The sequence below is a fragment of the Janthinobacterium breve genome, from assembly GCF_051380895.1.
Lineage (GTDB): Bacteria > Pseudomonadota > Gammaproteobacteria > Burkholderiales > Burkholderiaceae_D > Janthinobacterium.
On sequence record NZ_JBNYXY010000009.1, the window covers coordinates 59,692 to 80,779 of the forward strand.

Here is a 21,088-nt window from a genome sequence, read left to right on the forward strand (position 1 = left end):
GCTCAGGCGTATAGACCGTGCAGATACCAGCGGGCCTCCTTCGTTCGTTCGAGATAGACCCAGTAGCAGGACGCGTCGGTGCCCTGCGCAATGAAATAGTCGCGCGCCGCCGTTTTGTCGTTCCACCATCCGGCCTCGAGACGCTCCGGACCTTGAATAATTTTCAACGGGCTCCCGTAGAACGGCCGCTCGCCACGCATCAACAGTGGAATCGGTTTTGGCAGGAGCCAGAACGGGCGTCCTTCCAGGACTTCATCGCCATCCAATTTGCGATATTTTTCCGTAAGTGGCACCCATTCGTTGCAGACCTCGGGCCGGTAGTCCTGCATTGCGGCCGGCGTCAGTACGTTCTCAGCTCCGAGGCGTGCGGTAAGCAACTCCAGCAGCCGGTGGAAATCTTGGGGCGACCCACCGGGCTCTGGGAACAAGGACTCATTCGGCGGAAGCATCGGTTCGATTTTCTTGGCGTCGAGCCGCAATGCGATGACGGGCGCGATGAGCTCAACCTTGCCAAGGCGCTCCTTGAGTAATCGCACCAAGTGGGCCTCGTGCCAGGCTGGTTCCGCAAGCGCGATTTCGAGTTCAGTCGGAGTCATCGCCGCACGCCCGCGCTCATGCTCCAAAACGATAGTGAAAACACGAACCGCCTGTTGGAGCGACGTCAGCCAACCCACGAGTTGGAGGATAAGTCGTGTCGCGCCATGCAGCAGTGCATCAGCATGTTCGATACGGTCAAAGGTCTCAACCCGTTCTGAGAACGTCAACGGTACCTTAATCCACTCGAACATCTCCGGCGCCTGGCCATAAGCTCGGTCGAGGTCCGCAAGCAGGTCTTTGCTAGTGCGTCGAAGCAGGCCTGTGCGTGGCAGACGTTGCAATGCGCCGAGGTTCTTGGCTCCAATGCCGGCCAGCCATTCGTCGTATGCCGCGGCGCCAGGCAGCAATCCGCACGGCAGTCTGTCGAGCATGCGTTCCAGCGATTTCATAGTCAACGCGCGCCGGCGGAACACGGTACCTTTGCGGCGAAAACTCCTGGCAAGCAGCCACGCTCCTTGCGCGGTAGGCGCTGCCCCAAGGCGCGCGGTGAAACCCAGCGCAGCAATACTGCGAGCTATGGCCCCGCAGATGGCATGCGGCCCTTTGAACAAACGCAGGCTGGCGCTCACATCCATCAGGATAGAGAAGTCGTCTTGAAGCGTTACCTCTGGGGTGTACTGCAACAGAGCCATAGCGATGGCGTCCAGCGCCAAGGCTTCCCTCTCAAGACTGCGCTCAAGTATCACCGTGGCAGGTGCGATGGCCGACACGCCCCCAATGCGCATCCCCAAGCGCACGCCGCTGTGCGCGGCACCGGGCGATATCGCCGTGACCTGCTCCTGATGCATTACTGCATACGGACCTGGTTCAGACCAGGATGGCCGCAGCGTTTCTAATGGCAGTAGTGGAAGGTGCACGCTTAACAGTAATTTCATGGTCTACATCCAGATGCTGACGACCAGCGGGCATGTCCGCAAGCGGTATAAAAAATGGGTTGTCACAATGAGGCCCCCGGCGTTTGATAATGTCGACCGATACACCGCCAAAAGCTGGCCGAAGCCCGATTCGAAGCGGTGATGGCGACGAGTCGACACTGCTGGAAAGCGGCCGTATCAGCCACAACCAGGTATCCGTGCTTTGGGCTGCCAGGTTCAATCGCCTCAAGGATTCCGAGCGGACATTCGACTGCCAAAGCACGACGGCCCCACACGAGCCGTTTTTTAAGATTTGTTCCGCTGACCAGAGCGCATCGGCCGAAATACTCGGCCGAAGCCAAAGCAAATTGCGGTCAACAAGCCCCCAGGATTTGCACGTCATAGCGTGCGGTAGATATGGCGGCTGAATCAATGCGACGCGTTGCGTGATTGCCAACTTGGCGAGGGCGGGTTTGAGCAACTGCATCTCGCCGATGCCCGCCTGTTGAAGCAGTACCTCCACCAAAGCGGACCTAGGCCATCCACCATTTGGCAGTTCCGCGTCCAAAGCAGCGTGACCGGTCGTGCAGGTCGTCGACCTGGACAACGCAAGTTCGCTCGCACGCCATACATCCTGCAGGGGCAGTTGCAGAAGCGCACGAGTTGACTCGCTTTGGATGAGGGGTGGACACAGCATTGAATTTGGTCTCGTGGTTAGGGTTGGAAGATTTCTTGTAAAATACTGTATATGCGTACAGTATAATTCATGAGGTAAAAAAAGACAGCCCTGATTTAACTGCCTATAAAGCAACATTGTCTAGGTGAAATTGTCTTGTGGTGATGAAGCGCCATTTTCCAGTACGGACTGGTTCATTGGAATCGGCAGGTTTGTTGAGTTTGGAGTGGCCGAAACTACGTGGTCTACAACTATAGAAATTCGAATTAACAGTACAATATAGTGATTCAAGGCAACTATTGGGCCGTCATGTTTGATGCATTACATCCCGTCGAAGATAGGATGATTTCTGTTCAGGAGTATTTGGAATATATGAACACTGCGCGGCCGTGCTCAACTCGGTTTGCTGTAAGGAGGATTGTTTGACTAATTATCAAAAATGGATGGCAAGCTCGCATCATTTGAAGGTGTTTAAAGCAGTAGCCAATTGTGGATTTTTTCTGACGTTGATGCTATGCCTTTTACTATTTACTGGCCCCTGGTCATGGTGGTCGAGGACTCATAATTACTCCACCGACATTTTCGGTACCGGTGTAGTTATCTTGACTTCGCTCGGGTTTTTTGTGTTCGTGGCAACAATTCGCTATTTCCCCGTCCCAGCTGGCGATATTTGGATAGCTGTAGGCATCAAGAAGGATGTGTTGGCTCTGCACATGTGGAAGGCATTTCCCAGCAGAAATGAGCTCTGTGAGGTCGCGGCTAAGGCCGTGCAACTTGGTCTGGAACTCCGTTGCAAGACAGTACGCATCGAATCTCCGTTGTTGGTTCGCGACGGAAGATTGCAGATGTGGGGGGATGAGCTAAGGACTTGCCTTACCAGTTTTGGCTCGCAGGTAGTTATTCAGGTTATACCTCCGAAAGATATGTTCTTTCTAAGTGCTGGGCTATTTTCGTTGCATCGCAAAATCATGAGGTATGACCTTAAAAAGAAGCACTTGCCAGCTATGCAAGGATTATTTAAGTGCCAGACTGCGGGTTTTATAATACAACTTCCTTGTTAATCTATTGCTCGCTCTTAGGGGATTCGTCCTTCGATATCCCCTTGAGTCCCTTCTCCATCTTTTCAATCTCTCCTGAAATAGCCAATTGCTTGCTCAACCACCCGTCCGACGAATTGCCCGCCACCAGGGCTCACTGCAATCAACGCCCAGAATCTGTACTCACCGCGCTCTCATCCGCACCCATTAGGATTGCAATTTTGCGATTTTTTTAACATACTCTGCATACGACGACATAGCGTCTTCAAAAACGGTAGGTGGTTCAACCGGTTCGAATGGCTAGTGAGTAATCTACCCGTGGCTGCTTTGTGGGCCCGCTCGTTCACTCACATCTAAATTAAAATGTCGCAGGCAGCGATAGAAATGACAAGCTGAACATGTGCTCCTTTCCGGGCGCAAGGCAGTCAAATTTTGAGCGAATAGTCGGGATGCGGCGGGCGCCCTTGGCGCAGAACTAAATGAAGAGAGGGTTGCCGCTTGCATACCATTCCATTCGAAATTTCACCGCCAAAAAATGAGGCGGACTTCGAGCGCATGTGCGCACAAGTGTACGGGGTAGTCTTCAACGACAGAATGCCTAAGATGAATGGCCGCCGTGGCCAAGTTCAGGGCGGTGTTGATGTGTTTGTTAAGGAACCTGGCGTTGGGCGCGTGGGTATCCAGTGTAAGAAGTACACGATGAAGCCGCTCAAGTGGGAAGATGTTGAGGAGGAAGTTGGCAAAGCCGACAAGCACAAAATACCTATTAGGAAACTCATATTTGCTACCACCGCACCAAACGACGCACCGCTACTGAAGAAGGTCCAAGTACTCTCGGATGACCGGGAGGCAAAGGGGCTATTTCCAGTCGAGGTGGAGTTTTGGGAGGACATTTGTAATCACATCGACCAGTTCCCGATTCTTCAGGATAGCTATGCGCCACATACACCGGGAGCAGCCTTTCATCGGCAAGAGAAGTCGTACAACGCAATTAATGAAATCGTGCTGGAATCGAACACGATTATGCAAAGCATTGCCGGTCTGCCGCTCGCGCGACTTGACTCCGTCGACCGACTCATCTCAGACCAACTTGACCGCACTAATGAATTGCTAAAAGCTTGCCGGTACCGCGATGCGCTCGAACATTTGGCAGTCTTTGGTAAGGACCTAGAACCTTTTGATGCCCACCAGAAGGCTCGATGGTACCTCCAGAAGGGATTCTGCCGCTGGTTCATGCGTGTGGATGACCAAGAGGCTGCCGTCTTGTTTCTTAAGGCTTTCGAGCACTATCCAGATGATGAGCGCATGGCCGCCGCCAAAGTTCGGGGCCTCATGCTTCAAATGAAGCTTGAAGAGGCGCTTGCAGCCGGTGAGTCAGCCCTTGAGCGATTCCCGGACTCTCTGCAGGTTTGGTTCGCGCTGGCCAATATCCGACTACTTCAAGGTGTGCGCGTGCAGATGATGGATGTGCCCGAAGCGCTAAAGAAAGAGCCCGACGCCCTTCAGTTCGTTGCACAGGCAGAACTCAAAGCAGGGAATCTCGACGAGGCAATCAAGCTCAGCCAATCGGCCGCCAAACACCATGCGGCGGGTTTCTTCATCCGGGCGAATGCCCTTAAAATTGCCGTCGAGTGCGGGTCTCGATACCCTGTCGGAGCAATGGCTGGTGCACTTCCAATGCGTGAGACGAACGCACTCGAGTTCGCCGTCGATATGTTCAACCCTTGGTACAAACGCATTTGGAATGTTCAGTCCGAATCGGTTGGGGAGACTGTTACCTACGTGGGCTACGCCCTGCTGATGTTGCATCGGTTTTCGGAGGCTCTCGCCCTTGCACGGGAGGCAGAGGGTCATGGGTACCGGTCCGCCGAAATTCTCCGCACCCAAGTGACTGCTCTGTTTGAGTTGGCCCGAGAGGGGGAGCTCCTGAGTCTCGCAACTGAAAGGCTGGCCGAAATGAACTCCGCCAGCCTTGCCCTCGTTGGGCAGTTCGCTGCTAACAACGGCAATCTTACACTGCTTCAGCAGACTTCCGACGCAGCATTTTGCTGTGACCCAGTCGACGACGAGACCATTGAGCTGCTCACGGCCATCCGCTGGGATGCATTGATGCGAGCCGACCAGAAGGAAATTGCTATCAGTGAATTGCTTGCGGCAAAGGTCGAGGTCGCAGGTGGACTCATTTCGGCATGCGTCGCTGCGCGCGTCCTAAACCGAGCCGGACAAACCTTGGAAGCTGATGCGGTCATACGACGAGCGAAGGCTTTGATGACACCCCAGAGTACTGACACCCAGAAACTAATGCTCGCTGAACTGTTGTACAACGTCGGCCAGTTTACCGAAGCAGGAGTGCTGTTCGAGCAATTGGTCACTCCCACAGGCCTCTCTGACTTACACAACAGGTTGCTTGGGTGCTATGTGTGGTCCAATAACCGACGCAAAGCTAAAGAATTGATTGATAGGCTGCCTGCCGTTTGGATTGAGAACGATAATACTAGGAACCTTGCCATTGAACTTAGCCAACAAGCTGGGGATTGGGCTTTCCTGAGCCCGTTGGTGGACGCGCAGCTGCGACGGTATCCAGACACGACTGGAAGCTGGCTCTTGAAATTAAGTGTGAGTTTGCACTCGTCAACGCCGGCCGAGTTCCAAAACGACCTTCGCCGTTGCCCAGAATTCATCGAGGGACCGATTCGGGGTATCACCCAGCTGGCCCGACTAGACCTTCGATACGGTGAGGCCGAGCGCGGAATGCGTCGGTTGTATCGAATGCTCCGTCGCAATTTGGATGAGCCGGAAGCGTTGTCGGCGTATATCCTTTCCATTGTTGGGGCCTCTAACGAACTTCCCTTTATGACTAGGGACGTGCCGGCAGTAGTAACTGGGAGCTGCATCTCTCTAGTCGATGAGTATGGGCATTCCGCGCGATTGGTCATCGACCCCGCGAATGTCGGGCAACTTCCGAAGCGTGAGGGCTACTCGGACGCTGCGGAGCCCCGGGCAGCAGCGTTGCTTGGTGCAGTTGTGGGACAACAGGTAGAACTTCCGGCACTCGCCTTTGGCGAGACGAAGCTATATACCGTAGCCGCTATTCAAACGGCCTATTTATACATGCTTCAGGTCGTGCAGGAACGTGCCAACGCGTTGGGCGGGTTGCCTCATTTAAAAATGGTTCACCTCGGAAGGACCGGAGACAGTGAACTCGACTTGATACACATGAAGTCTGAGGTTATGCGTTCCTCGGCCATCACGCGTCAACTGCTCGATGCCTATGCGGCTGGGCACCTGACACTTTCCGGGTTTGCCGAGCGTAACGGTCGTAGTACCGTTGAGGTTGTTTTAGGTTGGCCGACCGATGGTCCAGTGCTCTTCGTCGGCATTGGTGCCGAGGCGGAACGCGTTGCTGCGCTGGCACTCCTTAGGCGCCCCGATGCTGTGTACGTCATTGACGCATTGACTCTAACTGAGCTTGTGAATATCGAGGTTCAGGAAGTACTCCGCCACCTGCCAAAGGTGCTTATATCAACAGTAACGAAGGCGAAGTTGGAGGAAGTTCTCCGCGAAGCGGTGGAGGATAGGAGCATTGCGACCAGTACTGAGGTTAACGGAGAGCTTGCCATTATCGAGCACGACGCTGGCTACCATACACGGCGAATCCAGCTCTTCACTGCTGTCTTGGCAGCAGCGGAGATGTACTGTGAGGTGCAACCTGCATACGGTGAGCTGGAAGACGAACCGGAAATGTCTCGCTTGGCTGATGTGCTTCTCAATGAGGAAATGGAAGTGCTGCTGCTCGCCAAGGCCGCCAACGCAACTGTCTTAACGCTAGACGGCAGGTTCCGAAACCTCTTGGAAGTGGTCGCAAAGGTCGCTGGAGTATGGCCACAAGCTTTGCTAATGCATTGCTCAAGCAATGACCTCGTAGACCCTTTGAAACTGGCCTCTGCAACGATTCGGCAGCTCCTCCTGAATCGAAGCTTTGTATCTCTGGGCCCAGGAGACCTTATCTGGATGGTACTGCAAGGGGGCGCGTACCTTCAGCAGGGCATGCGTCGTCTCAAGGTCTATCTATCTCTGGATGAAACTCACTTCCCTTCGATGATACAGGTGGCGTTAGAGTTCTTGACGCGAATCGCTTCACTTCGAATCCATCTTGGGGCGTTTGGTGAGTTGTTCGAGCACGTGGTCGAAGCGGCGATGCGGCACAAGCAATGTCCGCCTGATTTTGAACGCAATATCAGCAAATTTATAGTTGACTTGACTAATGCGCTAAACGCGAGCACTTACCTTTATGGGCCCGCAAACATCCTACCGACTAACCAAATGAAGCTTCAGCAACGGCATCTGGCCCAACGGTTCGTACGTGCAAAGAATCGCATTAAAGCACCTGCTGACAATCGGCCTATTGCAATCCGCGTAGTCTTCTGCAGTAGCATTCCGTGCTTATTGGAAGACAAGTCGAGCCTACTTGCCGAGGCGGCAACGGAGGTGCAGATGCCCGCGACAATGGCCAAACCTGCTCAAGCTCAGGCTGCAGCTAAAAACGAGTCATCGATAAAACCAGGCCATATTGGAAAAGTATTCTTGGGCGTTGAGCCAGCAGAGAAGTTCAGACGCTAGGTTCCCCAGCAGGGGTTTTCCAACAGTTAGGTTCACTGGCATGCAATTTATTGAAGGACGAGCGTGATGCCTTACTTCCTACTCGCTTTGATAATTGCGTTAAATACTTCGTGCGGACTTTAACTATTTCTGTTTGCGATTCCGGATGAGCTGCCTAGGCTAGAAGAACACAGGCAACGTTCCAATTTCTAACCATGGACATTTCCCGAGATTTTCTAAGTATTTTTGACCTATGGGCATGGACACTCCACAACGTCCCATATCGCCTGTACTTGAAGGGAAAACTGCTGTGTCCATACCCTGTCCATTCGCGGTTGTTGGGAAGGCGTACATTTCGCCATGTTGCACCCGCTGCCAGCGAGCCACGACGATATATCGCTGAAACCGAACGCCCGCAGCTGCAGCGTGAAAATCACGGCAGGCCAGCATGCAATTTTGCTGGCCGGCGACATCGAAGCGGCGCAGGAAGCGCAGTTGCTGGCGCGCTCGGCGGAGGGCGAATTGGCGGCCGACGTGCTGCTGGCGCCCCATCACGGCAGCGGCACCTCGTCCACGCCGGCGTTTTTGAACGCCGTCCATCCGACTCTGGCGATTTTCCAGGTGGGACACCGCAACCGCTATAAACATCCGAAGGCGCAAGTGTATGCGCGCTATGGCGACATGGGGATCACGCGGCTGCGCACGGATGTGACGGGGGCGGTGGTGCTGGAGTTTGGGGACGCTGTTGAGGTGACGCAATATCGGGCCAGCCGGCCGCGCTACTGGCATGGGCGCTAACGCTTTCATGCTACGCTCGCAGCATCATCGTCCGAGGAGTCCAGATTGAGCCAGTCCAGCCACGCTTACCGTATCGGCACGGCCCATGCCGACGCCATCGACGCCATCACTGCCTTGCTGCAAGCCAATTCCCCCTCGCAGGGCGGCAGCCTGACGGGCGAGTTTTCGCGCGACAAGGTGGCCGCCATGGCGGATGGCGCGTCGCCCGTCATCGTGGCGCGACGCGTGGCGAATGGGCCTGTCGTTGGCGTGCTGTTCAGCGCGGCGACCGCCACCGTGCAGGCGCCCGTGGTGCTGGCCATGCTGGCTGCGTATGCGGGAAGTGAAAACGCCTACGTGTATGGCCCCGTCTGCATTGCGGACTCGGAACGGGGGCAGGGCTTGCTGGCGCTGCTGTACTCCGCCATGCGCGCGCAGCATGGAAGCGCAGAGGCGGTGTTGTTCATCCGGCGCGATAATATCGGTTCGCTGCGCGCGCATGAGCGGCTGGGCATGCGCGAGGTGGCGGCTTTTGCTTTCGATGGCGCGCGGTTTGCCGTGTATAGCGATGCCATCGTCGTCAAATAGACGCTAACTTTCGCGTTCATCCGGTATTTCCAGCCCCCGCTGCCGCACATATTCGAGAAACAGCCGCGCCCCCTTGGCCATGCGCGAGGTGCCGTAGACGGCATGGATGCTGGGATCGAGCTCCTTTGACGACGTCAGCCGGTACGCCGTGCAGACCCGGCGCAAGTTGCCGGCGGCTACCGCCGGTTCCGCCAGCCAGCTGGCCAGGCGCACGATACCCGCGCCTTCCAGGGCGGCCTGGAAGGTGGCGATGCCGGAGGTGAAGCGGAAACGCGGTTGCACCTGGTAGCGCACGTTGCGCGTAGCCGAGACGAAGTGCCAGTCGCGCAGGATGCGCGGGGCCGAGTGCATGATGATGTCGTGGCCGGCCAGCTCTTCGGGTTCGTCGGGCGCGCCCATGCGGGCGATGTAGTCGGGCGAGGCGTACATGTAGCGGCGGTAATTCCACAGGGGATAGCCGATCAGCTCGCTGGATTGGGGAAACGCGCCGCGGATGGCAAAGTCCAGCTTTTCCTGGATAGGGTCGATCGATTTATCCGAGAAATGGATGTCCACGGACACATTCGGGTAGTCGCGCGAAAACTGCGCCACCACTTTCGGCAAGAAGCCCAGCGACAAAATTTCCGGCGCCGACAGGCGCACCCAGCCTTGCGGCGAGTTGCTCAGCTCGGCCAATTGGTCTTCCGCCTCGGCCTGCGTTTCCAGCAAGTGCTTGGCCGACGCGTAATACGTTTCGCCGGCCGTCGTCAGGGTGAACTGCTTTTGCGTGCGCAGGATCAGCTCGGCGCCGATGGCGTCTTCGAGGAACTGGATGGCGCGCGTGACGGCCGACGGCGAGCGTCCCAGCATGCGCGCCGCGTGGATGAAGCTGCGCTTTTCCACCACGGTGCAGAAGGCGCGGATCTCCCACATCAGTTTCATCGACATTGCGTGACTCCCGGCAAAAGAGGCCAGTAGACCGCACGGGGCGCATTCCGTCAAGCGTTACGCCTGATTGCGTTTTCCGCAATTTGAAGTTGCATCCGGAAAAATCCACGACGCCTATACTGCCGCTGTCGCCCATTCCCCACTGCCTATCATGCTGACCATCTCGCTACTGTGTTTATTTGCCTTCTTTGCCGGCCTGATCGATGCTGCCGTGGGCGGGGGCGGGCTGATCCAGCTGCCGGCCCTGTTCAACCTGATGCCGAACATGGCTTCCACGTCCTTGCTGGGCACGAATAAACTGGCGTCCGCCTGCGGCACCACGTTTGCCGCCCGCTCGTTTGTCGGCAAGGTCAACATTCCCTGGCTGCTGGTGCTGCCCGCCGTGGCCAGCGCCTTTGTCATGTCCTTCATCGGTGCGGCCGCCGTGTCGTATGTGCCGCAGCAGGTAGTGCGCCCCATGGTGCTGGTGCTGATCATCATCATGGCCATCTATACCTTCATCAAAAAAGATTTCGGCACGACGCGCGAGCCGCGCCCCATCGGCCCGCGTGAACGCATCCTCGCCATCGTCATCGGCGGCGCCATCGGCTTTTATGACGGCCTGTTCGGGCCGGGTACGGGCAGCTTCTTGATTTTCCTGTTTATCCGTGTCTTCGGCTTCGATTTCATCCTCGCTTCGGCCTGCTCGAAACTGGTGAATATCGCCACCAACGTGGCCGCGCTGGCTTTCTTCATTCCTGCCGGCCACGTGGTGTACGCGGTGGCCGCCCCGATGGCTGTGTGCAACATTCTGGGCGCGCTGACAGGCACCTGGATCGCCGTGCGCCGCGGCGCCGCCTTCGTGCGCATCCTGTTCCTCGTGCTGTTGGTGCTGTTGATCGTGAAATTATCTTACGACATATTTTTCAAGTAATTGACTGTACGTAAAGACCTCACCATGAAAACCATCCAGGGCGTGCTGTGGGACAACGATGGCGTGCTGGTCAACACCGAGCAGCTGTTTTACGAAAGCAACCGCGACTTGCTCTTGCCCTACGGCATAGACTTGACGCCGAAGCAATTCTTTGACTGGTTCCTGGACAATAACTACGGCGCCTGGCATGTGCTGCTGGGACAGGGCCACGCGATCGAACTGGTCGAGCGCCTGCGCGCCGAACGCACCGTGCTGTTTGCGCAACGGCTGCGCCAGGCGCGCCGGCTGGCCATGCCCGGCATCGAAGCGGTGCTGGCGGCGCTGCGCCCGCATGTGGCCATGGGCGTGGTGACGAGCGCCTATGCACAGCATTTCCAGATCAGCCATGCGGCTACGGGCATGTTGCCGCACTTCGACTTCGTCCTGACGCGTGAAATGTATGGGGAAAGCAAGCCGGCGCCCGACGGCTATCAGCTGGGTTTGCAGCGCCTGGGCCTGGCCGCCGCCCAGTGCGTGGCCGTGGAAGATTCGCCGCGCGGCTTGCGCGCCGCCAACGCGGCCGGGCTGGAATGCATCATCGTGCGCAATCAGATGAACCGCGAGCATGCGTTCGACGATGCCTTTTGCGTGGTGGAATCAAGCGCGGAGCTGGGCGCGGTGCTGGCCTCGTTCGTGCCCGGCATGGCGCAAGCGCCCCCGCTGCTACCTCGGAAATTAGAGGCCTTCCTCTGATACGTCTTGCCGGCATGCCATTACAATTGCCTATCGCATTCACCGGCCCAGCCCCACGATGACCCTCCCGCAACTGCACTTTGCCCACGCCAACAGTTATCCTGCCGGCACCTACCGCAAGTTGTTCGGCTTGCTGGGCCAGCATTACGCTGTGCAGGCGCTCGACATGCACGCGCACGATCCTGCTTACCCCGTCAGCACGGGCTGGCCCGAACTGGTGCGCGAGTATATCGATGAGCTGGAACGCCGCTACAGCGCGCCCGTGATCCTCGTCGGCCATTCGCTGGGCGGCATGCTCAGCGTGATGGTGGCCAAGCAGCGGCCCGACCTGGTGCGATGCGTGGTCTTGCTCGATTCGCCCGTGGTGGCGGGCTGGCGCGCCTTGCTGGTGCGCCTGGCGCGCAATACGGCACTGGGCGAACGGTTTTCTCCGTCGCGCTTTTCCGCCCGGCGGCGCAAGCTGTGGCCCGATGCGCAAGCCGCGTATGCCCACTTTGCCGCCAAGGACATGTTCGCCATCTGGGCGCCGCAAGTCTTGCACGACTACATGGACAGCGGCCTGGTCCCTCATCCGGAAGGGGTGCAGCTGCGCTTTACGCGCGAAGTGGAAACGGACGTCTACCGCAGCTTGCCGCATCACATCGGCAGCCTCGTCAAGGATGGCTTTCCCGTGCCCATCGGTTTTATCGGTGGCACGGAATCGGTGGAATGCCGCCAGGCGGGCTTGAAGGCCACGCGCAAGCTGGTCGGCAAGTCTTTTCGCCAGGTGCCGGGCGGCCATCTGTTTCCCATGGAAAACCCGGAACTGACGGCGCAAGTGGTGCGCGAGATGATTACTTCCTTGCTGGAGAAACAGTAGCCTGACGCCAACGATTTTCATCTTGCAAGGTCCAAAAGTGGCGGGTTTTCGCGTAAAATCCTGCCATTCGGGCCGTGCCTGCTGCAGGCGTGCGGCCCCCGCCATTCCGATATTCTAGAAAGAACCCCCTGCGATGACGATTAAAAGCGATAAATGGATACGCCGCATGGCGGAAGCAACGGGCATGATCGAGCCGTTCGAACCGGGCCAGGTCAAGGAACGCGACGGCAACCGCATCGTTTCCTACGGTACCTCCAGCTATGGCTATGACATCCGCTGTGCCGACGAGTTCAAGTTGTTCACCAACATCAACACCACCATCGTCGATCCCAAGGATTTTGACGCGAATAACTTCGTCGATGTGTCGGGCAAGGGCTATTGCATCATCCCGCCGAACTCGTTCGCGCTGGCCCGCACGGTCGAGTATTTCCGCATTCCCCGCAATGTATTGACGATTTGCCTGGGCAAGAGCACCTATGCGCGCTGCGGCATCATCGTCAACGTCACCCCGTTCGAACCGGAATGGGAAGGCTTTGTGACCCTGGAGTTTTCGAATACGACACCGTTGCCGGCGAAAATCTACGCCAATGAAGGCGTGGCGCAAGTGTTGTTCTTCGAATCCGATGAAGTGTGCGAAACCTCGTACAAGGACCGTGGCGGCAAATACCAGGGCCAGGTTGGCGTGACCCTGCCCAAGACCTGATTGCCTTGAAGGGCGGGGCACCAGCCCTGCCTGGTCTTGCTTTAAAACTGCTTCAGCAGCCACGCTTTCAGTGCGGCTGACGGCTGGTACAGGGGAACATGGCCGCGCAGCAAGATTTGCGTGCTGCGCCGGTAGGCCGCGCTGTCGATGGCGATGGCGTCTCCTGCCTGGCGCGCCACGATGGTGGTGTCCAGGATGCCGGCCGGGTTTTCTATGCCGATGTCAATCTCTGCCTCATCCCGCCCGACAGGTGGCACGCCGCGCGCCAGCGCATGCGCCACCGTGCCCGGTATCAAGCAAGCCGCCGCCAGGCAGCAGCCGCCCGAGACGGCCAGCGAGGCGTGGCCCGCCTGTGGCGTAAAGTAACGTACCGCAATATTTCCCTCTCCCGCTGCAGGCCCCACGATACAGAACTTGGGGATGGTTTCGCTGCGCTCCAGTTCTTCCAATGTCATCAACTCGCCATCGCGCCGCCGCAAGCCCATCAGCAGGCCCGCCGCGCGCCACACCTGGCGGATGGCTTGCATGAAAGCCGTGTCCGCCTCCAGTTCCCGTATTGCTTCCTGCGCCGTCTTGCCGAACTGGCTCGCTGGCGCGATGACCATGGGCACGGCCACGTCCACGCACGAGACGTCGTAGCCGTGCACCGTGTCTTGCGCCTTGCCTGTCGGCAATAATTTCCCCGTCTTGGCGCCGGCGGGGTGCTGCAGGAACAGGTCGACGCGGGGGAAGCTGCCGGGCACGCCGGGAATGCCGGTGGCTGTAAAGCTGCCATCGAGTTCGCGCGCCATGCGCGAGGTGGTGATGACGCCCGTGTTGGTGTTGCGGATATCGATATCGTGCGCGCCGATGGCCAGCGCCTCGATCACGCCGCTGTCCAGGCCCCACAGTTGCAGGGCGGACGACATATTGCCGCAGTTCACGCTCCAGTCGATATCGCCGTGCTCGCCGGCCAGCTGCGCCAGGGTGCTGACCATGCGCGGCTGGCCCGCATGCTGTTCCACCTCAACCAGGAAGACTTTATTGCTGGTGGGAGCGCCGCGTCCCAGGCCCGTGATCTGGCGGTTGCCCGGCAGCCGGCCGGACTGGGGCACGCCCATCAGGTGGCGCAGCAATTCCTCGCGCAGCGTTTGCTCGGCCGGCACGCCGGCCGCGTGCAAGACCAGGCCAGTCGACGTGCCGCCGCGCATGTGGTGGACAGGAAACTCGATCACGCCGCAGCGCTGGCGGGGCACGAGGTCGGGCAGGGCGGGCAGCAGAGGCATGGCGATCCGATCAGGGTCTGGCAGGGGAAGCGTCAGTGTGCCAGTTTTTTGTGCCGAGAAGCAAGAGTGTGTGCCGGCGGAGGTCTTTACCTGTCTTTACACCCGCAGCACTACATCCGCGCCCATGCCTGCCGTTAACCTTGGTATCGACACATTCGGGAGGCATCATGGTAGCGGCAATCGGTTCAGGCAGCGCAGTCGGCACAGTCGGCGCGGCCGGTAGCGCCAGTTCGGGCAGCAGTTCGCAGATCGCGGCGCTGCAAAAGCAGATCACGGCGGTGCAAAAGCAATTGACGGAATCGCAGAAGGGCACGCAGACGGACGCGTCGCAAAAGCTGCAACAGCAGCTGGCGCAGCAAATCCAGGCCTTGCAGGCGCAAATTGCTCAGTTGCAAGCGGCAGCCGCGCAACAGGTGGCGCAACAAGATACGCAGACGGCCAGCAGCGCCGATACGGCGACGAGTCCGGCCAAATCAAGCTCGTCCACCCTGGGCAGCATCATCGATACGCAGGCGTAACAAGGTCCCCGGCAATACCCGCCGCCAGGCTCACCGACAGGTCAGCCTGGCGTTTTGACGGGCAGCAGCATTTCCACGCACAGCCCGCCACCGCTGCGCAAGCTGGCCCCGATGCGCCCGCCGTGGGCACTGATGACGTGCTGGGCAATGGCCAGGCCCAGGCCATGGCCGTCCGTGCTGTGCTGGGTATGGCTGGCGCGGAAGAACGGCTGGAAAATGCTGGCCAGGTCGGCGCTGGCAACGCCAGGCCCCCGGTCTTGCACGGCGATGCGCAGCAGATCCTGCTTGCCATCATGCAGGCGCGACAAAGTCACTTCCACCGTGCCGCCATCGGGGCTGTGCTTGACGGCATTGCGCACCACGTTTTCCACGGCGCGCGCCAGCAGTTCCGGCCGGCCCGTGACAGCGGCGTCGGCGACGACCGCGTCGCCCGCCAGCGCTATGCCCACCTGGCGCGCCTTCGCTTCGTAGCGGGCGTCTTCCATAATGTCGTGCAACAGGTCGGCGATGCCGACGTCTTCGCTGAGGGGCGAGCCGGCGCCCGCTTCCAGCCGCGACAGGGTCAGCAGTTCGCCGATCAGCTTATCCATGCGTTCGCTTTCGCGCTCGATGCGCTGCATCGAGGCGTCCATCTTGTCCGGCTGCTGGTGCGCCAGGCCGATGGCTGCCTGCAAGCGCGCCAATGGCGAGCGCAGTTCGTGCGACACATCATGCAGCAAGCGCGTCTGGCTATCCATGAGGCTGCGCAAACGGCCTGTCATGCGGTCGAAATCGCGGCCCAGGTCCGTCAATTCATCGCCGCGCTTGCCGCTGGCGTGAAAACGGGGCGCCAGGTCGCCGTGCGAGGCGGCCTCGAACGCTTGCCGCAAGTCGCGGATGGGGCGCGCAAAATACCAGGCCAGCAAGAAGGAGAACAGCAGGCTGGCGGCGATGGCGGCGGCCAGGGGGATGAAGGTGCGGTAGGGGCTGTCCATGCGCGGTCCGGGTGGCATGCCACCCATGCCACCCATCTCGCGCGACGGGCCGCGCTGGTAGTCGGGGCGCGGCTGCTGCGTGCCGGGCGCTTCGGCACGCGGGCCGCCCATGGCGCGCGGGCCGCTCAGGGTGACGGCGTTGAGCGTGTCGCGCGCGGCGCCCGCCTCGGCAGTGCGAAAGCGGACGGACGAGGGCAGGAACAGCAGGTAGTGCGTGCCGTCGCTGCCGCTGACCTCGCGCACCACGGCATGGGGCGAGCCTTGCGCCAGCAGCGCGCGCGCCTTGCCGAGTATGGCCGGATGGACCTTGCGTCCCATCAATTCTTGCCCTTGGGCATCGACGGCAAACACGCGCATGCGTTCCATCTTGCCGAGAAACTGCTGCAAGGCCTTGCTGCCGCCCGCTTCCAGCGTGGCGCTGGCCGCTTCGATGGCCATCTGCGCGGGCGGGCTGGTGTCGATGTCGAGGGCCCGCTCCTGCTGCGCGGCCCGGTTTTTCAGCCAGAAGGTGCCGCCGATGCCGATGGTGGCCGTTACTTGCGCTAGCATGATGCACAGAAAAAACTTCCAGAACAGACGGCCCACGCTTACTCCTTGATCAGCTGGTAGCCGAGACGGTACACGGTTTGCAGGCAGGAACGGCCGTCGGCCAGGCTGCCCAGCTTGCGGCGCAGGCTGCTCAAGTGCACGTCGATATTGCGGTCGAAGCGCGCCATGGGCCGGCCCAGGCCCAGTTCGGACAATTGATTCTTGCTCACAGGCTTGCCTGCATGGCGCACCAGCACTTCCAGCAGGTTGAATTCCGTGCTCGTCAGCTCCAGGTGCGCGCCGGCCCAGGCGGCGCGGCGCTGTTCGGGCCACATCGTCAACTGCCCCACGGCCAGCGGCGCCAGACCCGAACTGTCGTGCGGCGCCGCTTGCGAACGGCGCAGGATGGCGCGGATGCGCGCCGTCAGCTCGCGCGGCGTGCACGGCTTGGTCACGTAATCGTCGGCGCCCAGTTCCAGGCCCACGATGCGGTCCGTATCGTCGCCGCGCGCCGTCAGCATCAGGATGGGCAGGTTGCTGCCGGCGCGGATGCGGCGCAGGGTTTCCAGGCCATTCATGCGCGGCATCATGACGTCGAGCACGGCGATGGCGTACAGGCCCGTCAGCGCCTCGGCCGCGCCGCTTTCGCCGTCATGCACGGCGCGGGCGTCAAAACCTTCCTGCGTCAGGTATTCCTGGAACATGCCGACCAGTTCCACGTCGTCATCGATTAACAAAACCTTGCTCATGCCTGTGCTTTTTTCGGGTGAATATCGCCCGATGATAGCAGTCAAAGGGGGCTGTTCATGCCGGTTTTACCCGCTTTTACATACGCCTGCTTACATTTCCGCACCTTCCTTTACACGCTTTTACGCGGCCCTAACGTTGCTTTACACGCCAGACGCCGACAATCAGGGCTGATCGCCACGAAAGGAAAGCCCGATGAAACACCTGAGTATTGTCCTATCACTGTTGCTGCTGTCCGCCTGCAGCATGCCGCTGCTCGCACTGGCCCAGCAGGAATCTGCACCGGACGGCCCGCCGCCACGCGCCATGCCAGGGCCGCCGCCCGGCTTGGGCCACGGTCCGGGTCACGTCCCCATTCCCGGCGCGCAAGGCTTGCCACCGTTCCTGCGCGGCATCGAGCTGAGCGAAGCGCAGCAGGACAAGGTCTTCGCCGCCACCTACGCCCAGGCGCCCTTGCTGCGCGAACAGGAAAAGATCGCTTTCAAGGCGCATGCGCAACTGCGCGAGCTGGCAGGATCGAGCGCCTACGACGATGCGAAGGCCGGCGCGCTGGCGAATACGGCGGCGCAAGCCATGGCGACAATCAGCTTGCAGCAGGCGCGGCTGGAGCAGCAATTGCTGGCCGTGCTGACACCGGAGCAGCGCAAGCAGGCGCAGCAGCGGCACGACAGCCGCCCCGGTCCGCGCCGCCCCCAATTACCCACAGGAGATTGACCATGAGCATCAGTGCCTTGAGTTCCAGCAGCGCCACTACCCAGCTGAGCGCGTTCAACCGCGTCAGCGGCAGCAATACCGGCAGTACCGACAGCGTGGGCGGCACGCGGCCGCCCAGGCAGGACGATAACGGCTTTCTCGATGCCGTTTCCAGCGCCCTGTCGTCGATCGGCGTGACGGTGCCCGACACGGCGTCGTCCGACAGCACTAGCGCCGACACCAGCACCGCCAGCAGCAGCGATGCCGGCCAGGCATTGGGGGCGTTCCTGCACCAGCTGATGGGCAGCCTGCACGCTCAGGGTGGTGCGGGCGCCAGCGCTGGCGCAGACAAGGACGGTGACAAGGACGGTGACAAGGGCGGCGGCGGAGGGCGGGCACGGGGGCATGGCAATATCAAATCGGACTTGCAAAGCCTGATCCAGACCCTGTCGTCCGGCACGGGCAGCGATAACAGCAGCGTTTCGGATTTGCAATCCAGCTTCTCCAGCCTGATCACTGCCCTGGGCGGCAGCGCCAGCACCAGCGGCGACAGCAGCGCCAAGCTGAGCAGCTTCTTGCAGGCGCTATCGGGCAGCCTGGGCGCTTCCAGCAGCAGCGCCAGCCTGCCATCCAGCGGCAACCTGGTCAATACAACGGCCTGATCCATGGAACACAAGCTCGCCCTGGCTGCCAGGAAGGCGCTCGCGCAACGTGCCACGCAGGCGCTGTTCCTGTGCGCCAGCCTGAGTCCCGCCTTGGCGGGCTTGCCCCACTTGTTGGAATATGTATGGACTTACATGATTACGGTCTGGCATCCGACCTCGAAATGATGCGGCAACAGGCTGCCGAACGGCGGCAAGTCCTGCGCTGGCTGCTGGCCGGCGCCGCCACCGTGCCCCTGATCAGCTGCGGTGGCAGTTCGGACGCCAGCGGCACGGCGGCAGGCAGCGCTGCCAGCACAGGCATTTCCGGCGGCGGCACCGTCACGCTGCCGACGGCGGGCGCCTGCCTGGTGATTCCCGAGGAAACGGGCGGGCCGTATCCGGCCGATGGCACGAACACGAATGGCGGCAGCATCATCAATGTGCTGAACCAGTCGGGCGTGGTGCGCAGCGATATCCGCGCCAGTTTTAATGGCGCCACGGGTGTGGCGGCGGGCGTGCCGCTCACCATCAAATTGCAGTTGCTCAACGCCAGCGGCAGTTGCGCCAGCCTGGCCGGCTATGCCGTCTATCTGTGGCATTGCGACCGTGAAGGCCTGTATTCGCTGTATTCGGGCGGCGTGACGGCGCAAAATTACCTGCGCGGCGTGCAGGAAACGGACAGCGCCGGCAACCTGGGCTTTATGACCATCTTTCCTGGCTGCTACGCGGGGCGCATGCCGCACGTGCATGTCGAGGTCTATCCCAGCCTGGCCAAGGCGGCCAGCGCCGCGAACCGCATCAAGACTTCGCAATTCACGTTCCCGATGGCAACGTTGAACGAAGCCTACACGGCCAGCGGCTACACGGCCAGCGTGCGCAACCTGGCACAGATCAGTTATGCCACCGACAACGTCTTCAGCGACGGCACCAGCCTGCAGATGGCCACGGTGACGGGCAATGCCAGCGATGGCTACGTCGTCACCCTGACCATCGCCGTCAATGGTTAAGTTGTGGTCATGAAACCCAGGTCGCGCTGGCTGAAGTTGCCGATATTCGGGAACACGTCGGCCAGCTGGCTGTCGGCCACGCCGAACCATTTGGCCAGGGTGGCGCCGTACTGGTCGACGGAGGTGGTCGGCAGCAGGGCGCCGGAGCCCACGTCCAGCGCATGGCCCACGCCCGTGCTAGGGAAGGCGCCGTAGATGTCGCGGCCCTTCACGGCGCCGCCCACGACAAAGTGGTGCGCGCCCCAGCCGTGATCCGTGCCGTCGCCGTTGCTGCTGAAGGTACGGCCGAAGTCCGATGCCGTGAATGTCGTCACCTGGCGCCGCACGTCGGCGCCCTGCAGGGCCGCCAGGGTCGCGTCGAAATACGCCAGCGCGTGCGCCAGGCGCGCCATCAGGTCGCCGTGCAGCTCCTTTTGGCGGTCATGCGTGTCGAAACTGCCCAGTGTCACATAAAACACTTGCCGTTTCGCCCCCAGGGCGCCGCGCCCGCCGATGATGCGCGCCACCGTTTGCAATTGCACGGCCAGCTGGTTGACGCCGGACGCGCCCGTGTTCGGGTTGACATAAGGCGGCGGATTCGGCACGCCGCCCGCGCCGGCCGCCAGCATGGCGCCGCTCAACACGCTCTGGCTGGAAATCGCGCGCTGCACTGTCGCCACGTGTTCCTGTTCCATCATGTCGTCGCCCGCCGTGCTGATGATGTCGCGCAAGGCAGTCTCACCCTGGGTGGTGCCGAACAGATAGCCGCTGCCGATATTGCGGATCGGCACGGCGCCCGCCTGTCCCACCTGGAACTGGCGCACCTGGCGCCCGCTGAGGAACAAGGCGTTCGACGCGGCCGAGATGGCTGTAAACGTGGCATTCACGTTGCCCGTGCCCAGCAGGTCGCCCAGGCGTCCGCCCCAGCCCACGCTGGCGCCTTCCGGCAGGCCCGATTGCCAGGTCGATTGCTGGTCGTTATGCGAAAACAGTTTCGGCGGTAGCGCCACATTGCCCGCCTTGTATTGCGCCAGGTTCACAGGCTGGATCAGCGTGCCCACATTGGCGACGATGGCGGCACGGCCGCCGTCGAACAGGTCTTTCACGGGGGCGAGGGCGGGATGCAGGGCAAAGCTGCGGCCCGCCTGCGCCGTGGCGGGCACGATCGGCAGCACGCCGCCCGTTTCGCCCACGCCGGCCAGGTGGATCGAATCGTTGCCGCCCGTGTTGCGCAAGCGCAGGTATTCACTCCAGGAGGGCGTGTCGGTGGCCAGCACCGTGTTGAAGGTATCGTTGCCGCCGGCCATGAACAGGCAGACGAGGGCCTTGTAGTCGTCGGCGGACTGGGCCGCTGCCTGGCCCATGGCGGCCAGGTTGAGGGCGAATGGCGCGGCCGTGCTGCCGGCCAGGCCCAGCATGGAACCAAGGAAGCGGCGGCGCGAGAAGTGGGAGGTGATAGTCATGCAGCTTC

At 60.4% G+C, this 21,088-nt stretch carries 20 protein-coding genes; 13 read left to right on the forward strand and 7 right to left on the reverse strand.

Annotated elements, in window-relative coordinates:
• Nucleotides 1-2: 2 nt before the first annotated feature.
• Complete coding sequence (locus ACQ4W0_RS18630; protein WP_436578092.1) at nucleotides 3-1,472, reverse strand: Y-family DNA polymerase; 1,470 nt, start codon at nucleotides 1,470-1,472, stop codon at nucleotides 3-5.
• Nucleotides 1,405-2,265, reverse strand: coding sequence for a translesion DNA synthesis-associated protein ImuA (gene imuA / locus ACQ4W0_RS18635; RefSeq protein ID WP_436578093.1), 861 nt, complete (start codon nucleotides 2,263-2,265; stop codon nucleotides 1,405-1,407). Before imuA ends, ACQ4W0_RS18630 begins: the two co-directional genes overlap by 68 nt.
• Nucleotides 2,266-2,549: 284 nt before the next feature.
• Between imuA and ACQ4W0_RS18640 the strand changes: the two genes are divergently transcribed.
• From ACQ4W0_RS18640 to ACQ4W0_RS18655, 4 genes are all read left to right on the forward strand, one after another.
• The gene (locus ACQ4W0_RS18640; protein ID WP_436578094.1) at nucleotides 2,550-3,188 is read left to right on the forward strand and encodes a hypothetical protein; all 639 of its coding nucleotides are present in this window, start codon (nucleotides 2,550-2,552) and stop codon (nucleotides 3,186-3,188) included.
• A gap of 474 nt (nucleotides 3,189-3,662) precedes the next feature.
• Nucleotides 3,663-7,784, forward strand: a complete 4,122-nt coding sequence (locus ACQ4W0_RS18645) for a PIN domain-containing protein (protein WP_436578095.1) — start codon at nucleotides 3,663-3,665, stop codon at nucleotides 7,782-7,784.
• Nucleotides 7,785-8,123: 339 nt separating this feature from the next.
• A complete protein-coding gene (locus ACQ4W0_RS18650) occupies nucleotides 8,124-8,561 on the forward strand; it encodes a ComEC/Rec2 family competence protein (RefSeq protein ID WP_436578096.1) in 438 nt (145 codons plus the stop codon).
• Nucleotides 8,562-8,606: 45 nt separating this feature from the next.
• Nucleotides 8,607-9,128 carry a GNAT family N-acetyltransferase gene (locus ACQ4W0_RS18655; protein WP_436578097.1) on the forward strand — a complete coding sequence of 174 codons (522 nt, stop codon included), beginning with the start codon at nucleotides 8,607-8,609 and terminating at the stop codon, nucleotides 9,126-9,128.
• Between the two features lie 3 nt (nucleotides 9,129-9,131).
• On the opposite strand, the gene ACQ4W0_RS18660 is transcribed toward ACQ4W0_RS18655, so the two are convergent.
• Nucleotides 9,132-10,055: a LysR family transcriptional regulator gene (locus tag ACQ4W0_RS18660; protein ID WP_436578098.1), complete on the reverse strand. Its 924-nt coding sequence runs from the start codon at nucleotides 10,053-10,055 to the stop codon at nucleotides 9,132-9,134.
• Nucleotides 10,056-10,206: 151 nt separating this feature from the next.
• On the opposite strand from ACQ4W0_RS18660, the gene ACQ4W0_RS18665 reads away from it, so the two are divergent.
• From ACQ4W0_RS18665 to dcd, 4 genes are all read left to right on the forward strand, one after another.
• A complete protein-coding gene (locus ACQ4W0_RS18665) occupies nucleotides 10,207-10,968 on the forward strand; it encodes a sulfite exporter TauE/SafE family protein (protein ID WP_436578099.1) in 762 nt (253 codons plus the stop codon).
• A 24-nt stretch (nucleotides 10,969-10,992) separates the two neighbouring features.
• Entirely contained in the window at nucleotides 10,993-11,700 is a 708-nt protein-coding gene (locus ACQ4W0_RS18670; RefSeq protein ID WP_436578100.1) for an HAD family hydrolase, read from the forward strand.
• A 58-nt stretch (nucleotides 11,701-11,758) separates the two neighbouring features.
• On the forward strand, nucleotides 11,759-12,559 hold the full coding sequence (locus tag ACQ4W0_RS18675) for an alpha/beta fold hydrolase (RefSeq protein ID WP_436578101.1): 801 nt from the start codon (nucleotides 11,759-11,761) through the stop codon (nucleotides 12,557-12,559).
• Nucleotides 12,560-12,692: 133 nt separating this feature from the next.
• A complete protein-coding gene (dcd, locus tag ACQ4W0_RS18680) occupies nucleotides 12,693-13,262 on the forward strand; it encodes a dCTP deaminase (protein ID WP_426073688.1) in 570 nt (189 codons plus the stop codon).
• A 41-nt stretch (nucleotides 13,263-13,303) separates the two neighbouring features.
• On the opposite strand, the gene ACQ4W0_RS18685 is transcribed toward dcd, so the two are convergent.
• Nucleotides 13,304-14,527 carry a PrpF domain-containing protein gene (locus ACQ4W0_RS18685; RefSeq protein ID WP_436578102.1) on the reverse strand — a complete coding sequence of 408 codons (1,224 nt, stop codon included), beginning with the start codon at nucleotides 14,525-14,527 and terminating at the stop codon, nucleotides 13,304-13,306.
• Between the two features lie 167 nt (nucleotides 14,528-14,694).
• On the opposite strand from ACQ4W0_RS18685, the gene ACQ4W0_RS18690 reads away from it, so the two are divergent.
• Entirely contained in the window at nucleotides 14,695-15,045 is a 351-nt protein-coding gene (locus ACQ4W0_RS18690) for a FlxA-like family protein (protein WP_436578103.1), read from the forward strand.
• Between the two features lie 41 nt (nucleotides 15,046-15,086).
• On the opposite strand, the gene ACQ4W0_RS18695 is transcribed toward ACQ4W0_RS18690, so the two are convergent.
• Both ACQ4W0_RS18695 and ACQ4W0_RS18700 read right to left on the reverse strand, forming a co-directional pair.
• The gene (locus ACQ4W0_RS18695) at nucleotides 15,087-16,604 is read right to left on the reverse strand and encodes a sensor histidine kinase (protein ID WP_436578104.1); all 1,518 of its coding nucleotides are present in this window, start codon (nucleotides 16,602-16,604) and stop codon (nucleotides 15,087-15,089) included.
• Between the two features lie 2 nt (nucleotides 16,605-16,606).
• Nucleotides 16,607-17,296, reverse strand: a complete 690-nt coding sequence (locus ACQ4W0_RS18700) for a response regulator transcription factor (RefSeq protein ID WP_436578105.1) — start codon at nucleotides 17,294-17,296, stop codon at nucleotides 16,607-16,609.
• 193 nt (nucleotides 17,297-17,489) lie between these two features.
• On the opposite strand from ACQ4W0_RS18700, the gene ACQ4W0_RS18705 reads away from it, so the two are divergent.
• From ACQ4W0_RS18705 to ACQ4W0_RS18720, 4 genes are read left to right on the forward strand one after another with little or no spacing between them, the layout of a single operon-like run.
• On the forward strand, nucleotides 17,490-18,008 hold the full coding sequence (locus tag ACQ4W0_RS18705) for a Spy/CpxP family protein refolding chaperone (RefSeq protein WP_436578106.1): 519 nt from the start codon (nucleotides 17,490-17,492) through the stop codon (nucleotides 18,006-18,008).
• A 2-nt stretch (nucleotides 18,009-18,010) separates the two neighbouring features.
• Nucleotides 18,011-18,649: a hypothetical protein gene (locus ACQ4W0_RS18710; protein ID WP_436578107.1), complete on the forward strand. Its 639-nt coding sequence runs from the start codon at nucleotides 18,011-18,013 to the stop codon at nucleotides 18,647-18,649.
• A 3-nt stretch (nucleotides 18,650-18,652) separates the two neighbouring features.
• Nucleotides 18,653-18,817 (forward strand): hypothetical protein, encoded by a 165-nt coding sequence (locus ACQ4W0_RS18715; RefSeq protein ID WP_436578108.1) that lies wholly within the window; start codon nucleotides 18,653-18,655, stop codon nucleotides 18,815-18,817.
• A complete protein-coding gene (locus tag ACQ4W0_RS18720) occupies nucleotides 18,775-19,638 on the forward strand; it encodes a dioxygenase family protein (RefSeq protein ID WP_436578109.1) in 864 nt (287 codons plus the stop codon). Before ACQ4W0_RS18715 ends, ACQ4W0_RS18720 begins: the two co-directional genes overlap by 43 nt.
• Here ACQ4W0_RS18720 and ACQ4W0_RS18725 read toward each other — a convergent pair.
• Nucleotides 19,635-21,080 (reverse strand): DUF1501 domain-containing protein, encoded by a 1,446-nt coding sequence (locus ACQ4W0_RS18725; RefSeq protein ID WP_436578110.1) that lies wholly within the window; start codon nucleotides 21,078-21,080, stop codon nucleotides 19,635-19,637. The two genes, ACQ4W0_RS18720 and ACQ4W0_RS18725, sit on opposite strands and share 4 nt — an antisense overlap.
• Nucleotides 21,081-21,088 lie beyond the last annotated feature (8 nt).